This window comes from Mesorhizobium sp. USDA 3734 (assembly GCF_056279665.1).
Window position 1 is genome coordinate 4,330,788 of sequence record NZ_JBWCCW010000001.1, and the last position, 16,184, is coordinate 4,346,971.

Genomic DNA, 16,184 nt, shown 5'->3' on the forward strand with positions numbered 1-16,184 from the left:
CCTCCTGTTGAAAGTCATAGCGTCCTCCCACCGACCATTTCGAACGAAAAATTTCACCCCAGCCCGAGATCGGGCACGGCATCGTTCAAATGGTCGGCGAAATTCGTGTTGGGCAGCAGCGGATACCAGCCCGGACGGCCAGGATCGCGGTCGTAGGCATAGCCGCCCAGCGAGCGGTAGAGCTCGGCATAGGTTGCGAGCTTGTCGCGATCGAGTTCGACACCGAGGCCCGGCGCCTCCGGCACGGCGATCGCACCGTCCTCGTAACGCATCTTGCCGCCGACGATGATGTCGTCGGCAAGATGGTGGTAGTGCGCATCGGCGGTGAAGACGAGGTTGGGCAGCACAGCGCCAAGATGCAGCATGGTGGCGAGCTGGATGCCGAGCTCGCCTGAGGAATGCACCGCGATGCCGAGCCCGAACGTGTCGCAGATCTGCGCGGCGCGCACGCAGGCGCGGATGCCGCCCCAGAAGGTGGTGTCGAGCAGGATCACGTCGACGGCAGGGTCGCGCACATTGGTGGCGAGCTGTTCGAAATCGATGACGATGGTGTTGGTGGCCAGCGGGATGGAAAGCTTTTCGCGCAGCCGGCGCATGCCGGCAAGGCCCCAGGTCGGGTCCTCGAAATAGTCGTTCCTGAGGTCCGAGATGGCCTGGCCGAAACGCAACGCCTCTTCGACGGACAGGGCCGCATTCGGGTCGTAGCGCAGCGTGTCGGCAGGGAATTCCGCGGCGAGCGCCCTGAAGCACTCAAGTTCGTAATCGGGATGAAACACACCGGCCTTGAGCTTGTGGGCGGAAAAACCATGCTCGGCCTTGAGCGCGCGGGCATGATCGAGCAATTGATCGATGGTGCGGACCTCGCCCTTGCCGCTGCGGCGGTCGGCATAGCGGAAGAACAGATAGGAGGCGAAGCCGATCCGGTCGCGCACGCGCCCGCCAAGCAATTGATAGACCGGCACGCCGAGCTTCTTGCCGATGATGTCGAGGCAAGCGAATTCCAGCGCTGCGTGGAGCTGCGTGCGGTTGTTGTAGAGCGACGCCGTCGGATTGCAGATGGCGTAGCGCATGCGGTTGAGATCGAAAGGGTCGTGGCCGACGAGGTAGGGCTTCAATCCGGCGAAGGCCAGCTCGGCGCCCGCGCCGCCGCCGCCCATTTCGCCAAGGCCGAGAATGCCTTCGTCTGTCTCGACCTCGACCACGGTGCGGACAAAGCGCCCCCAATGCGCCCCGTTGCTGTGCCGCAATGCTGCTTCCAGCGGAACGGTGACGGTGGTCGCCTTGATGTCCGTGATCTTCATGCCGGCTCCTCTCCCCTGGCCGAGTGGCGTCATACACACTACCATGGTAGTATGTCAATGCTGCCTCGATCTTGCTTGCCGCTTGAGTTGCGGCCTGCGCAGTGTCATGACCGGAGCAGTGCAGTGCCATTCACAGCAACGGATTCGTCATGGGGACCAAGCTTTCGGGGGCGACCAGGTTGTCAGGCAATGCTGCCAGGCTGAAGAACGCCGGTCAGCGTGAACCGTCGCGGGTACTGGAGCCAGTCAACAACCGCATGCCGATCTCGCCGCAGATCTACGAGCGCCTGCGCCGCGCCATCACGACGCTGGCAATGTTGCCGTCGGAAGCGTTGAGCGAACAGGATCTCGCCCAGCAGCTCGGTGTCAGCCGCACGCCCGTGCGCGAGGCGCTGATCCGGCTCGCGGATGAAGGGCTGATCGACATCCTGCCGCAGCGCGGCAGCTTCGTCGCGCCGATCCGGCTGAGCGACGTCGAGGAAGCGCAGTTCATTCGCGAGGCGCTCGAAGTCTCCGTCGTGCAGAAGCTGGCCGGCCACGGCTCGAGCACCTTCATCGCGGCAGGCAGGGTGAACCTTGCCCAGCAGGCCAAGGCAGTGGCCGAGGGCGACCGCGAGCTGTTCCTCGAGCTCGACGAGGGCTTCCATCGCAGCCTGTGCGAAGAGGCCGGCCTGCCCAAGAGCTGGCGGGTGATCCAGGTGGTCAAGCTGCAGATGGACCGTGTGCGCTATCTGAGCCTGCCCGAGCCCGGCCACCTCGAAACGCTGCTCGCCCAGCATGTGGCGATCTTCGAGGCCGTGGAAACCGGTGAGGCAAAACAGGCAGGCGCGCGCATGGCCGCGCATCTGCGCGAAGTGCTGCGCACGGTGCAGCGGCTCAACGTCGCCCGCCCGGATCTCTTTGGCCAATAGTCTCGGTCAGAACTTCGCCGTCAGCGAACCGTAGAAGGTGCGCCCGGGTCCCGGCTCCGTCACCAGTCCAAGCGGATCGATATAATATCTGTCGAACAGGTTTTCGATGCGGGCGGTCGCGGTCAGGTTTTCGGTCAGCTTGAAGTCGGCGAAGACGTCGACCAGCGTGTAGGGATCCCACTTGACCTGCGTGATGAACTGGCTGAGCCCCTGGCTGGTGACCTGGCCGTGGCCGATGGCGCGTGGTCCGACATAGGAAACCCGGCCGCCGACCGTCAGCCTATCCTCGAACAGCTTCTGCATCAGCGTCAGGTCGACCGAATATTTCGGCGGCACCTGGTTGGTCGCGTAGTCGCCGTACATCGACTTGGCGTCGCAGACACCAGCGGTCTGGCAGAACTCGACATTGAGATAGTAGCTCGCCGACAGCTCGGCGGAGAAGTCGCCTCTCTCGTAACGGCCGGACAGTTCCAGGCCAGAGAATTTGGCGCGGTCGATATTGTAGACCTGCATCCCGTACCATGTGTAGCCATCGCCCTGGAACGCCCGGAACGATCGCGCGATATAGTCCTTCACGTCCCAGTTGAAGTAACCGAATTTGAGCATGCCGGTGTCATCGTCGGCGAGCAGCCCATCGCGGCGCAGATTGACGCCGGCCTCCCAGTTGCTTGACCGCTCCGGGCCGAGGTTCGGATTGGGAATGATGGTGAAAGCCGAGACCGATTCAAACAGGCTCGGAAAGCGCACGGCATTGGAGTAGTTCACATAGAACTGCGTCCCGTCGAATGGCTCCACGGTGACACCGAGGGACGGGCTGAAACCGCCGTCGCTGCGGTCGGGCCTGGAATTGAGCTGATCGGGGCTGTTGGCCTCCGTGCGCCGGTCATGCGACCAGAACTGCGAATAGCGCAGGCCGGCATTGAGCGTGAGCCAGTCCAGCGGCTTGTAGGCCATCTTGGCATAGCCCGCCGCCTCCTGCCGTTCAGCGTCGCGCAAATTGAGCCAGCCCTCGATCTTGTCGGTGAACTCGCTGGGGCTGGTATCCTCGTTGCGATAGGTCAGGCCGTAGGTGAAATCCAGCGGCCCGTAATCGGTGATGAATTTGGACTTGTTGGAGATCTCCCCGCCCCACATCACCGTGTCGGAGCCGGTGCGGAAATCCTTGGACAGGCCGAGCGTTTCCGGGTTCGTGCCATAGGCATTGCGCAGCGGATTGCGCAGTTCGAGGTTGGTCGCCCAGATATTGGCGGTGAGATCGAGGAGATCGTTTCCTTCCGGATTGAGGCGGTAGCGCAGCGTGCCGCTGTCAACCTTAGTGCCGGTGGTCTGCGCCTGCTGGGTCGCCTGTCCGGTGGTGCTGGCGAGCGCCGAGGCCAACCGATCGCCGGCCTCGCTGCGGAAGCCGGTATAGCCGAGTTGAAGGCTCTGGCCGTCGCCGAAGCGCCACGTGCCCTTGGTGATCCAAGACTGGGTCTGCAATTGCGTGTTGAGCACCTCCTCGCCGGCGCGGTAGTTCGCAATCCCCTCGTTTACGACATAGTCCCTGTAGAGAAGATACGATGGGCATACACCGCTCACATAGCAGTACGGCTGAGGACCTGTACTGACGGGATTGGCATGGGGGCCGTACTTGCCGGCGTGGTAGTTGCCCCGATCGCGATAGGCATAGCCGGCGAGAAAATCGAAGTCCTCCTGCTCGACGGCCGCGACGATACTGGCCGAGCCCTGCATGGGCGTCAGAAAGCCTGGCCGATCCAATCCGGTCCCAGAGGGCGCGATTACTCCGTAACCCGAATTTGGATCATTTGTGGAGCCGACCGGGTTGCTGATGAGATAGCCGGCCTTGTTGCCGGGTTGAGGCGTGCTGGTATTCGAGCCAAAGCCGCCTTTTAGCCGCACCCCGAATGTCTTGCCCTCCTCGACAATGTCGGATGGGTTCAAGGTCCTCATCGCGACGGTACCAGCAATGCCATAGGAAGCGGCATCGGAGCCCTTGGTGATGTCGACCCCACCCAGAAGGTCGGGATCGACGAAAGACCGGTTCGAGATGCCCTGGTAGCCCTGATAGACCTGCAACGAGTTTTCCGCCCCGTCGACGGTGACGTTGACGCGGCCCATGCCTTGCATGCCACGGATGTTCACGTCGATGGTCCCGGCGCCGTTGCGGGCCTCGCCTGACATCACGCCGGGCGTGCCGCGAAAAATGTCGGCCGGACTCGATCCGCGAAATCGCTCGATGGTTTCGCCCGATATGTAGGATGTCGGCGCCGCCGTCCGGTAAGGCTCTTCGGCCGGACTGCCGCCGCCAGCGACGACGGTGATCGGATCAAGCACCGTCGAACCGTCAGCAGTCGCCGCAGCCGGCGCGTGCGCCGCGGCGACGCGGTCGCTGATGGTCACCGTGGTGGCACCGGTGAAGGAATAGGTCAGGCCCGACCCCCGAAGGATTTGCGCCAGTGCGGCACCCGGCGCGACCGCGCCGGAGACGCCAGGCGAGCGCTTGCCCGTAGCAACCTCCGGCAGATAGGTGACCTGCAGCCTGGCCTGCCTGCCGAACGCGGCCAGCGCACTGGAAAGCGGGCCAGCCGGAATGCTGAAAGCTGCCTGCGCCGACTGCGCATGCGCGGCCCCCTGCATGGCGACCATCGCCATCCCTCCCGCCGATGACAGCAGGGCCGCGATCAGCAGCCTTCTTCCAAGTCCCCGTGTCGGAAAATTCTGCCCCAGCCCCATGGCCCAGCCACTCCATTTTCATTCTGTTTGGGAGGGAAGGCCTGTTTGGCGGCGGCTGACGGCAACCCCTGTGAGATGAAACGAACGGAGCTCTCGAATTTTCTCCCCTTGGCCGCAATTTTCTCAGATGGTCGAAATGACCGTCAGCCAAGGCGATATCTGCCGCACCTTGCCATTGTGCGGCTGGACGACCGCCTCGAGGGCGGCGAGCGGGTTGCCGAGGTCGAAGACGCCGCTGATGCGCCCCGCGCCAAGCCCGGGATCGGCGATCACCACGCGGCCGGCCTGCCAGCGCGCGATCCTGGCGACCACCGAAGACACCGTCTCGCGTTCGGCAACGATCAGTCCGTCGCGCCACGCCGCGACCTGCCCGGCCTCCCGCGTTCCGCGCTCTACAGCGAGCGTACGGTCGTCGAGCGCCAACCATTCGCCGCCCTTGAGCCGCTGCGCCCGCTCCAGCGGTGGTCCAGGCATCGCCACCTCGACCAAGCCGTGGGCAACCGACACCGTCAGCAATCCGGCATCCCTGCTGACATCGAAGGCGGTCCCGAGCGCCGTTGATGTGAGATTCTCCACCAGCACCTGAAAGGGCCGCGCGGCGTCCGCCTCGACCTCGAAGAAGGCCATGCCGGCCAGCAGTTCGACCCGTCGCATCGCCGGTGTGAAATCGCTGCGCATGGCACTGTCCGGACCGAGCGTGACGATGCTGCCGTCGGACAGGGTGATGCGGCGCAATTCCGCTGTCGAGGTGATGTGGTCGGCCTTCAAGCGCAGCAACAGATCCGGCCCGTAGAGGGCTCCGGTGCCGAGCACGGCGAGACCGGCAAGGCCCGTGAGAATGATCTTGCGCCGCGACACGCCGTCACCTGGCCGCTCGGCCTTGCGGCGGCCTTCGAACACCTTGCCGGCCATGCCGTGGATTTCGGCGATTTCGACCCAGGTCGCTTCATGCTTCGGACTGCGGGCGCGCCAGCGCTGGATCAACTCGCGCGTGACCGGATTGGCGGGCTCGTTCTGCAGGCGGATAACGAGATCGGCCGCCGCCTCGAAGAGCCTGTCATCGTCGCTCATGTCTTCAGTCATGCATCCGAAATCCCATGGAGCCTGCTCCCGACGGGAGCCATTCCTGCCTCACACCAATTGAAACGAACAGAAGCTGACAATTTTCTCCTGCCACAGGCGTCCGGGCGACAGGCATTACGGCGTATCGCCGTTGAGGCGCGCGCGCAGGTGCTGGTAGGCGCGGCGGATCAGCGTCCACGTCCGCGACGTCGAGAGCCCAAGCTCGATGGCGACTTCGCTCATCGTCTTCTCGCCCAGCCGGTGCATTTCGAAGGCATGGCGTGTCCGCTCCGGAAGTTCCAGCAACGCGTTCTCGATGATCGCGAGCCGTTGCCGGTCATAGACGACTGTTTCAGGCGACGGCGAATTGTCGGCGATCCGCTGAAACTCCTCGTCAGGCAAATTCACGTGCTCGACAATCCGCTCACGCCGCTGAAGATCGACCGACAGGTTGCGGGCGATCCGCCAGAGATAGGCCCGCGGATTGTCGTCCGACCCGTTTGGTGTCGCCGTCATCACCCGCACGAACGTATCCTGCGTGAGGTCGGCTGCCGTCTCGGGAGTGTGACCGCGGCGGCGCAGGAAACGGTCAATCTCACGTGCATGTCTGACGAAGAGACCGTGGAGATCCCACCTCATGGAGTCCCCGCAACGGACGATCGAGGCGAAGCCCCGTCACAGTTCAACGCAGGTCGAGCAGGCCCGCAGAAGAGCCAGATGGGAATGTGAGGAGAGCAAGCAGAGGTCATTGAAATTACGCGACAGCCGTGAGTTGACCCTGCATGTCGTCACCATGCGCAAGTCGTCGATCGCCTTTCCTATGGCCTCTAAATTTCTCCTGCAATGGCAACGGGTTAGTTTGATTTTTCAGGCAGCGCCTTCAAATCCGCGAGTGCCCAGCAAATAGATGACTATTTTTATCATGTTTTTCACGATGATAAGTCTGCCGAGGGCCAGCCGCGAGCCGGTTGCAGGCTGTTCGAACTCGCCTGAATTTCTCCGGATGTGTTGCCCAAATGCCGCAGGCGGCAATGGGGTCTAGGCAAGCTCTTGCCTCGCGACTGCCGCTTACATTGTCCGCATGCCCGGCAATCAGGGTGATGACCTGATGCGGCTGTTCGTCGACGACGAAATGGCCGCTGTCTTCACTAGCCCGAGCCTGAGGCTTCCGGGTGGCGGTGGACCTTTCACACGGCGCCGCCCCTGCTACTTCTCACGCGAGCCACTCCTTCACCGCCGGGCGGGCGCCTTTGTAAGCCGCCGCAGAAAGCGATCACGAATACCATTCCATCGAGGTGGCGGTCGCAACAACAGGCGATGCGTGGCAACGTCATTGCTGACACTTGCCTATTTGGTATGCTGGTATAATGTGTACCTGACATAGCGTGTCTCTGGAGGTTACGCTGTGCTCGTGTGGGCAAGCCAAGCCGATCGTGTTTTTGGGAGGAAATACCAGCCCTACCTCTTGCAGTCGATCGCCGCAGTGGTGCTCGCGGAACACTGATCTTCGGCGGCTCGGCAACCGCTGTCGGCACCCTGTTCGCCAGCATCCTTTTGATCTTGATCGTCACCACGATGCAGATCATCGGCCTGTCTCCGGGCGCCCAGGACATCGTGCAGGGCATCGTCGTCATCTTCGTGCTCGCGCTTGCCGGACGACAGGCGATGACGCGGCGAAAGCCGGCCGAGCCGACAGGCGGCGACGGCGACCCCGCAGTGCCGGCGGGAGACCGGCAGTCATGACCTGCACCGCATTCGCCATTATCGGATTGCCAAAATCTGGTAGTGTGATTATACCAGTTGATAAGTTGACGACGGGCGATGCCGTCGGCTGAAATCAGGAGTATGACCAGATGACAACGATTGCGCTGTTCGGTGCCGGCGGAAAAATGGGCTACCGCCTGTCGACCAATTTTCGCGGATCGCCCTACACGATACACCATGTCGAGGTCAGCGATGCCGGCCGCGAACGGCTGAAGACCGGACTGGGTTTCGATACGGTCAGCGCCGACGAGGCGCTCAAGGGTGCCGATGTGGTGATCCTGGCCGTTCCGGACACGCATATCGGCAAGGTGGCGACCAGCATCGAGAGCAAGCTGGCGCCTGGCACGATGGTGGTGGTGCTCGACGCGGCAGCACCCTTCGCCGGCCACCTGCCGAAGCGGCCGGACCTCACCTATTTCGTCACCCACCCCTGCCATCCGCCGATCTTCAATGACGAAACAGACATGGCCGCCAAGAAGGACTATTTCGGTGGCGTCAAGGCCAAGCAGCATATGGTCAGCGCCCTGATGCAGGGACCGGAAGAGGATTACGCCAAGGGCGAGGCGATCGCGAAAATCATCTGGGCGCCGGTCATGCGTTCGCACCGCGTCACGGTCGACCAGATGGCGCTGCTGGAGCCCGGCCTTTCGGAGACGGTGTGCGCCTCGCTGCTGGTGGTCATGAAGGAAGCCGTCGACGAGGTGGTGGCACGCGGCGTCGACAAACAGGCGGCGCTCGACTTCCTGCTCGGCCATATGAACGTGCTCGGCGCCGTCATCTTCGGCGAGACCAAGGGTGTTTTCTCGGACGCCTGCAACAAGGCGATCGAATTCGGCAAGCCGGTGTTGATGCGTGACGACTGGAAACGCGTGTTCGAACCAGAAGAGATCGCCGCCAGCATTCAGCGCATCACCTGAAACACGACAGGCGCTTGTCGCAGCGCCTTGATGCGTCGGCGTACCGTTGCCGACGCTCGGTTTTCGCCGCTCATCAGGTACATATCACCTGAATTTGTGGTTGACTCATCATACCAGTTGGCTTAGCTGTTCATGGCTCGGATCGACAGGGTTTCGCAGGGAGTTCGAAACCTGGGCGAATGGAGGATGGCTGGGGAGCAACGATCCATGGAGGGGAAGCCGGCAAACGGCTCTTTAGCCCGAAAGCGATCCGTCGCCCGCGCCGCCTGACAAATTCGGATGCCGATAGAAGCCTTGGTTGACCAAGGCAATTTTTCAAACGGGAGGACTTCATGAAACTCACACGCAGAATGACGCTTGCGGCTTTCGCCGGCATGCTGGCGCTTGGCACGGCCGTGCCCGCCTACGCGGCGGATCTCATCGCCATCATCACACCCTCGCACGACAATCCGTTCTTCAAGGCGGAAGCCGTCGGCGCCGAAGCCAAGGCCAAGGAACTCGGTTACGAGGCGCTGGTGCTGGTCCATGACGACGACGCCAACAAGCAGTCCGAGCTGATCGACACCGCGATCGGCCGCGGCGCCAAGGCGATCATCCTCGACAATGCTGGCGCCGACGCCACCGTCGCCGCCGTACAGAAGGCCAAGGACGCAGGTATTCCGTCCTTCCTGATCGACCGCGAGATCAACGCCACCGGCGTCGCCGTCGCGCAGATCGTCTCCAACAACTACCAGGGCGCCCAGCTCGGCGCGCAGGAGTTCGTCAAGCTGATGGGCGAGAAGGGCAATTTCGTCGAGCTGGTTGGCAAGGAATCCGACACCAATGCCGGCATTCGCTCCAAGGGGTATCACGACGTCATCGACGACTATCCGGACCTTAAGATGGTTGCTCAGCAGTCAGCCAACTGGAGCCAGACGGAAGCCTATTCCAAGATGGAATCGATCCTGCAGGCCAACCCCGACATCAAGGGCGTGATCTCCGGCAACGACACGATGGCGATGGGCGCCTATGCGGCACTTGCCGCGGCGAACCGCAAGGACGTCATCGTCGTCGGCTTCGACGGATCGAACGATGTGCGCGACTCCATCACGTCGGGCGGCATCAAGGCAACCGTGCTGCAGCCCGCCTTCGCGCAGGCGCAGATGGCGGTCGAGCAGGCCAACGACTTCATCAAGAACAAGAAGTCGCCGGCCAAGGAAAAGCAGCTGATGGACTGCGTTCTGGTCAATGGCGACAATGCCGCCAAGCTGGAGACCTTCGCGCTGACGAACTGAGCCCGCGCGCGATGAATAGCGAGGGGCGAACCCTAGGGTCGCCCCTCGCCGCCATTTTCCGTGGGCCGCCCACGATGCTGAACAACAGGCTGCCATGCTGAACACCAAGCCGAACTGGCCGATCCTTGCCGTGATGGTCGGCATCAGCCTGACCGCCTGCAAGATCCTGCCGACGAAATCGGGAGGCGGCGACAACGCTCCCGCCTTCAATCCGGACAAGATGGTCGAAGAGATATGGGCGGCAAAGGTCCTGCCCTATCTCCAGCAGAAAGCCGGACCGTTTCCAGAGGTTCACGCGTTGGCAACGACCGATGCCGCTTCTGCCGGCACCAAATATGGCAATCCGAACAAGCAGGCGAACTCGCCGTGGACCTTCGCGGTTCGCCTGGAAGGCAAGATCGTCGCGGCGAACACGCAGTCCCGCGCGGCGACGATCGACCTCGATGTCGACGGCGACGGCAAGGCCGATGCGCGGGTGCAGATCGGACCGGCGGTGCGCGGTACCGCGCTGCGCGACAGCCTGGATTTCATCCAGTTCAACGACTTCACCAACCAGATCGACTTCGCCCAGTTCGGCAAGGCGTTCAACAGCTACGTCGACAAGACGGTGCTGTCCAAGCTGCCGCGCGAGGCGCTGGAAGGCCGCAGCGCCAAGGTGCTGGGTGCCTATACGCTGGGCAGTGGCCAGGACCTGCCGCTGGTGACGCCGGCGGAGGCAGAGATCGGGCCGAAGCCATGAGTGCTGCCGCAGAGCGGGACATTATCCTCAAGCTGGAGGACGTCTCCAAGGTCTATTCCGGTACCGTCGCGGTCAAGCGCGCCAATTTCGAGGTGCGCAAGGGCGCGGTCAACGTGCTGGTCGGCGAAAACGGTGCCGGCAAGTCGACGCTGATGAAGATCATCGCCGGTGTCGAACGACCGACAGCCGGCCGCATCCTGCTGGAAGGCGAAGAGGTTTCCTTCTCGTCGTCCGGCGATGCAGTGAACCGTGGCATCGGCATGGTGTTCCAGGAGCTGAACCTGTTCGGCAACATGAGCGTCGCCGAGAATATCTTCGCCACCCGGGAGATCACCAACCGCTTCGGCAAGATCGACCGCAAGCAACAGGAAACCCGCGCGGCGGAATTTCTGGAACGCCTGCAAGCCGGCATCCGGCCCGACATGCTGGTCGAGGATCTGCGCATCGGCCAGCAGCAGTTGGTCGAGATCGCCAAGGCGGTCTCGCTCGACGCACGCATCCTGATCATGGACGAGCCTACCTCCGCGCTGAGCGCGGCGGAAGTCGAGATCCTGTTCAAGGTGATCGCCGACCTCAAGGCACGCGGCGTGGCCATCGTCTACATCTCGCACCGGCTGGAGGAGCTGATCCGCATCGGCGACTACATCACCGTGCTGCGCGACGGTCGCATTACCGGCCAGGAAGAGATGAAAAACGTCGACACGCAGTGGATCGTTCGCCAGATGATCGGCTCCGACGCCAAGGACTTCGCCAAGGCCGACGGCCATCTTCCGGGCGAAGAGATCTTCCGGGCCGAGGAGATCTGCCTGCCACGCGCCACCGGCGGGCTTGCCGTCGACCATGTCTCGCTGTCGCTGCGCGCCGGCGAGATCCTCGGCATCTACGGCCTGATGGGCGCCGGCCGCAGCGAACTGTTCGACTGCATCATGGGCCGCCACGGCCATTCGACGGGCGCGATCTTCATTGGCGGCATAAAGGTCAAGGAGCGCGACACGACGCGGCGCATCCGGCGCGGCCTGGCGCTGATCCCCGAGGACCGTCAGCGTGAAGGGCTGGTGTCGATCCTCTCGGTCGCCAGCAATCTGACGCTGGCCAGCCTGTCGCGCTTTGCGCGCCTGTTCCATATCCGTGGCGCCGACGAAAGGCAGGCGGTGACACAGATGGTGCGGGAACTGGCGATCAAGGTCGCCGACCCGGCGCAGGAAGCGTCGTCGCTGTCGGGCGGCAACCAGCAGAAGGTGGTGATCGGCAAGGCGCTGCTCACCGAACCCAAGGTGCTGTTGATGGACGAGCCCAGCCGAGGCATCGACGTCGGCGCCAAGGCAGACGTCTTCCGCACCATGCGCAAACTGTCCCGCGACGGATTGGGGATTTTGTTCGCCACTTCGGACCTCGATGAGGTGATGGCGCTGTCCGACCGCATCGCGGTGATGAGCAACGGAAAACTGACCGGCATGTTCGATCGCGCCGAGGCGACAGAGGCGGCACTCGTGGCCGCGTCGGCGCTTGGCCACGGACCGGCCCCACACACGGAGAGCACCGCCCATGACTGACATCCCAGCCAAGGCGGCCGCTCCCTCCGCTTCCAGCGGCTCCATGCTGCTGACGCTGATGAAGCTCAGGACGTTCATCGCGCTCATCGCCGTCCTGATCTTCTTCTCGATCGCTGCGCCGAATTTCCTGTCGACCGCCAATCTCATCCTGATGTCGAAACATGTGGCGCTTAATGCGTTCCTGGCGATGGGCATGACCTTCGTCATCATCACCGGCGGCATCGACCTTTCGGTCGGTTCGATCGTCGGCCTGTGCGGTATGGTGGCCGGCTATCTCGTGCTCAACGGTATCGACCTGCAGATCGGCTACACCCTCTATTTCAACGTCTTCGAGATCGCGCTGATCACGCTGGCGGTTGGCATATTGATCGGCGCTGTCAACGGATTGCTGATCACCAGGCTGAACGTCGCGCCGTTCATCGCCACGCTCGGCGTGCTCTATGTCGCGCGCGGCCTGGCGCTGCTGTCGTCGGATGGCCGCACCTTCCCCAACCTTGTCGGCAAGCCGGAACTGGGCACCACCGGCTTCGGCTTCCTCGGTGCCGGCCGGCTGCTTGGCCTGCCGGTGGCGATCTGGATCCTGATCGTCGTTGCCCTAGGGGCCGCCTATCTCGCCAAGTACACGCCGCTCGGCCGCCACATCTTCGCCGTCGGCGGCAATGAACGGGCGTCGCGGATTTCGGGCGTCCGTGTCAACATGGTGAAGATGTTCGTCTATATGTTCTCCGGTTTCTGCGCGGCGATCGTCGGCCTGATCATCTCGTCCGAGCTGATGGCCTCGCATCCGGCGACGGGCGAGAGCTTCGAGCTCAACGCCATCGCGGCGGCCGTGCTCGGCGGCACCTCGATGTCGGGCGGTCGCGGCACGATCGGCGGCACCATCGTCGGCGCCTTCGTCATAGGCATTCTTTCGGACGGGTTGGTGATGATGGGTGTGAGTTCGTTCTGGCAAATGGTGATCAAGGGCCTCGTCATCATCGTCGCCGTCGTCGTCGACCAGGCACAGCGCCGGCTGCAAAGCCGCGTGACACTGATGCAGATGGCAAAGGCGGGCTGATCATGGCGGAGTTGCGGGGAGCCCTGATCGGCTGCGGCTTCTTTGCCATTAACCAGATGCATGCCTGGCGCGACATAGCGGGCGCCTCGATCGTCGCCATCTGCGACCGCGATCCGGAACGGCTCAGGGTCGTCGGCGACCAGTTCGGTATTGCGAAGCGCTACGCCGACGCTGCGGAACTTTTTGCCGGCGAAAGCCTGGATTTCGTCGACATCGCCACCACCGCGCCCAGCCATCGTCCGCTTGTCGAAATGGCGGCCGCCCATCGTGTTCCGGTGATCTGCCAAAAGCCGTTCGCGCCGACGCTCGCCGACGCCAAGGCGATGGTCGGGGCCTGCGCGAAAGCCGGCGTGCCGCTGATGGTGCATGAGAATTTTCGCTGGCAGTCGCCGATCCAAGCGGTGCGCGCCGTGCTCGACAGCGGCGAGATCGGCACACCTTTCTTCGGGCGCATCTCCTTCCGCTCCGCCTATGACGTGTTTTCCGGCCAGCCCTATCTGGCGACGGGAAAGCGTTTCATCATCGAGGACCTCGGCATCCACATCCTCGACATCGCCCGCTTCCTGCTGGGCGACGTGTCTGTCATCACCACGCGAACGGTGCGCATCAACCCCGGCATCTCAGGCGAGGACGTGGCGACGATGCTGATGGATCACAACAGCGGGGCCACCTCGGTGGTCGATTGCAGCTACGCGACGAAGCTCGCCACCGAGCCGTTTCCCGAAACGCTGATCGAGATCGACGGCAGTGAAGGCACGATCCGGCTGGCGCAGGGATACCGGCTGACCGTCACCGGCAAGAGCGGCACGGCCGTCGCCGACGTTTCGCCGCCGCTGCTGCCATGGGCGTCGCGGCCCTGGCACAACATCCAGGAAAGCGTAGTCGCCATCCAGCAGCACTGGGTCGACTGCCTGGCAAGGGAGATCGAACCGGCGACCTCGGGCGCCGACAACCTCAAGACGTTCGCGCTGGTCGAGGCCGCCTATGCCGGTGCCGCGAGCCGTCAACCGGTGCAACTCGACGCCTTGCTGAAATGACGGCCGACGCGTTCCTCCTCTACGGCACGCGTGCGGTCGAGGCCGAGCCGGCCAGGCTCAGCGCAGGCGCGCTCAGCGCCGACTTCGTCAACGGCAATCTGCGCACCATCCGCCATGGCGGCACCGAAGTGCTGCGCGCTATCGCCTATATCGTCAGGGACCGCGACTGGGGCACTTACGAGCCAGCGTTGACGGACCTGATCATCGACCAGGGTGCCGACGCATTTTCGGTCAGCTATTCGGCAAGCTGCCTGGCCCCCGATGGAAGCCGGCTCGGCTTCCGCGCCACCATCAAAGGCTCCGCCAACGGCCGTCTGGTCTTCGACGTCAGCGCCCTCCCCGAGAGCGATTTCGAAACCAACCGCTGCGGCTTCTGCATCCTGCACCCCATCGCCGACCTCGCCGGCAGCCCGGTCACGGTGGAGCATACGGACGGCAGTATCATCGCGACGAAACTTCCCGAACTGATCGACCCCTGGCAGCCTTTCAAGGATATCCGCGCCATCACCCATCAGGTTCGGCCTGGCGTCACCGCCGAATGCCGGATGGAAGGCGACGTGTTCGAAATGGAAGACCAGCGCAACTGGTCGGATGCATCCTACAAGACCTATGTGCGCCCGTTGGCGCTGCCATGGCCCTATGTGCTGCCTGCCGGCCAACCCCTGCGCCAGACGATCAGCCTGCGCATCACTGGTGAAGGTAAAGCCCCGATTGCCGCCTTGGCCAGCGAACCGGTCCGCGTTGAACTCGGCGAGGCCGGATCAAGGCTGCCCGATGTCGGCGTGGTCATCTATCCCGAGGATGTCGAGACGGCGCTGGCGAACCTCCCGATGCTGTCGGCGCTCGGCCCACAACAGCTGCTGTTTCACTACGATGCGACGCGTGGCCATGGGCTCGACGCTTTGCGCGCTTTCGCCCGGCTCGCAACTGCCTACCCAGCTGAGACGACCCTCGAATGCGTCGTTGCCTGCGCCGGCGATCTCGACGCCGAGCTGTCGGCCGTCGCCGAAATGGTGCGCCAGGCCGGACTAAAACTATCGGCCATTGCGGTCTCGCCTTCGGTCGACCGGCAGTCGACGCCTCCGGGCAGCGCGTGGCCGGACTGCCCGCCGCTCGAAGAGGTCTATGCGGCGGCGCGGCGCGCCTTCCCCGACATCCGCCTCGGCGGCGGCATGTTCAGCTATTTCACCGAACTCAACCGCAAGCGCGTGCCCGCAGACCAGCTCGATTTCGTCACCCATTGCACCTGCCCGATCGTGCACGCCGCCGACGATCTCAGCATCATGCAATCGCTGGAGGCGCTGCCTTTCATCACCCAATCGGCACGGGCGATCTTCGGGGCAAAACCCTACCGGATCGGACCGTCGACGATTGCCATGCGCCAGAACCCCTATGGCGGCGCGACCAAGCCCAATCCCGGGGGACAGCGCATCGCCATGGCCGACAGCGATCCTCGCCATGCCGGCCTGTTCGCGGCGGCATGGGCGATCGGCTATGCCGCGCGCGTCGCGCCCGCCGGACTGGAACAGCTCACGCTCTCCAGCTTCACCGGACCGTTCGGCGTGCTGGCGTCATCCGGAGAACCCGTCGCGGAAGGATCGCCAAGGCCGATCTTCCAGGGGATCAAGGGGCTCTGCGAATTGGCTGGGCTTGCGCATGTGGCGGCAAGAACGAGCGATGAAACCAAGGTGCTGGCGCTGGCTGGGCGCTCCGCCTTGGGCAAGACCGTCGTTTGGCTGGCGAACCTGACGGCTGACGACGTGCAGGTCGACATTTCAGCTTTTGGCCGGGACCATCTCGTGATGATGCCCTACGGGATCGTTCGGATCGGCTGAA

General features: G+C 63.5%; 12 protein-coding genes and 1 pseudogene. 9 read left to right on the forward strand and 4 right to left on the reverse strand.

Going from position 1 to position 16,184, the window contains the following annotated elements:
* Positions 1-53 precede the first annotated feature (53 nt).
* The gene (locus tag ACZ89F_RS21185; RefSeq protein ID WP_476093936.1) at positions 54-1,301 is read right to left on the reverse strand and encodes an enolase C-terminal domain-like protein; all 1,248 of its coding nucleotides are present in this window, start codon (positions 1,299-1,301) and stop codon (positions 54-56) included.
* 257 nt (positions 1,302-1,558) lie between these two features.
* On the opposite strand from ACZ89F_RS21185, the gene ACZ89F_RS21190 reads away from it, so the two are divergent.
* On the forward strand, positions 1,559-2,212 hold the full coding sequence (locus ACZ89F_RS21190; protein ID WP_476093937.1) for a GntR family transcriptional regulator: 654 nt from the start codon (positions 1,559-1,561) through the stop codon (positions 2,210-2,212).
* 6 nt (positions 2,213-2,218) lie between these two features.
* Here ACZ89F_RS21190 and ACZ89F_RS21195 read toward each other — a convergent pair whose 3' ends face one another.
* The 3 genes from ACZ89F_RS21195 to ACZ89F_RS21205 all read right to left on the reverse strand — a co-directional run bounded on the left by ACZ89F_RS21195 (position 2,219) and on the right by ACZ89F_RS21205 (position 6,646).
* Positions 2,219-4,945 carry a TonB-dependent receptor gene (locus tag ACZ89F_RS21195; RefSeq protein WP_476093938.1) on the reverse strand — a complete coding sequence of 909 codons (2,727 nt, stop codon included), beginning with the start codon at positions 4,943-4,945 and terminating at the stop codon, positions 2,219-2,221.
* A gap of 123 nt (positions 4,946-5,068) precedes the next feature.
* Entirely contained in the window at positions 5,069-6,028 is a 960-nt protein-coding gene (locus ACZ89F_RS21200; protein WP_476093939.1) for a FecR family protein, read from the reverse strand.
* Between the two features lie 114 nt (positions 6,029-6,142).
* The gene (locus ACZ89F_RS21205; protein ID WP_476093940.1) at positions 6,143-6,646 is read right to left on the reverse strand and encodes an RNA polymerase sigma factor; all 504 of its coding nucleotides are present in this window, start codon (positions 6,644-6,646) and stop codon (positions 6,143-6,145) included.
* 814 nt (positions 6,647-7,460) lie between these two features.
* Here ACZ89F_RS21205 and ACZ89F_RS21210 point away from each other — a divergent pair.
* The 8 genes and pseudogenes from ACZ89F_RS21210 to apnL form a co-directional block, all read left to right on the forward strand.
* A pseudogene (locus tag ACZ89F_RS21210) lies at positions 7,461-7,750 on the forward strand (ABC transporter permease); the annotation flags it as partial.
* A gap of 110 nt (positions 7,751-7,860) precedes the next feature.
* Positions 7,861-8,688: a phosphogluconate dehydrogenase C-terminal domain-containing protein gene (locus ACZ89F_RS21215; RefSeq protein ID WP_476093941.1), complete on the forward strand. Its 828-nt coding sequence runs from the start codon at positions 7,861-7,863 to the stop codon at positions 8,686-8,688.
* Positions 8,689-9,020: 332 nt separating this feature from the next.
* Positions 9,021-9,962: a D-ribose ABC transporter substrate-binding protein gene (locus tag ACZ89F_RS21220; RefSeq protein WP_024502459.1), complete on the forward strand. Its 942-nt coding sequence runs from the start codon at positions 9,021-9,023 to the stop codon at positions 9,960-9,962.
* A 94-nt stretch (positions 9,963-10,056) separates the two neighbouring features.
* Positions 10,057-10,701: a DUF2291 family protein gene (locus tag ACZ89F_RS21225; RefSeq protein ID WP_476093942.1), complete on the forward strand. Its 645-nt coding sequence runs from the start codon at positions 10,057-10,059 to the stop codon at positions 10,699-10,701.
* Entirely contained in the window at positions 10,698-12,254 is a 1,557-nt protein-coding gene (locus tag ACZ89F_RS21230; RefSeq protein WP_476093943.1) for a sugar ABC transporter ATP-binding protein, read from the forward strand. The genes ACZ89F_RS21225 and ACZ89F_RS21230 overlap by 4 nt, the downstream gene beginning before the upstream one ends.
* Complete coding sequence (locus tag ACZ89F_RS21235) at positions 12,247-13,311, forward strand: ABC transporter permease (RefSeq protein ID WP_476093944.1); 1,065 nt, start codon at positions 12,247-12,249, stop codon at positions 13,309-13,311. Before ACZ89F_RS21230 ends, ACZ89F_RS21235 begins: the two co-directional genes overlap by 8 nt.
* Before the next feature lie 2 nt (positions 13,312-13,313).
* Positions 13,314-14,348: a Gfo/Idh/MocA family protein gene (locus ACZ89F_RS21240; protein ID WP_476093945.1), complete on the forward strand. Its 1,035-nt coding sequence runs from the start codon at positions 13,314-13,316 to the stop codon at positions 14,346-14,348.
* Positions 14,345-16,183 (forward strand): D-apionate lactonase, encoded by a 1,839-nt coding sequence (gene apnL, locus ACZ89F_RS21245; RefSeq protein ID WP_476093946.1) that lies wholly within the window; start codon positions 14,345-14,347, stop codon positions 16,181-16,183. Before ACZ89F_RS21240 ends, apnL begins: the two co-directional genes overlap by 4 nt.
* Position 16,184 lies beyond the last annotated feature (1 nt).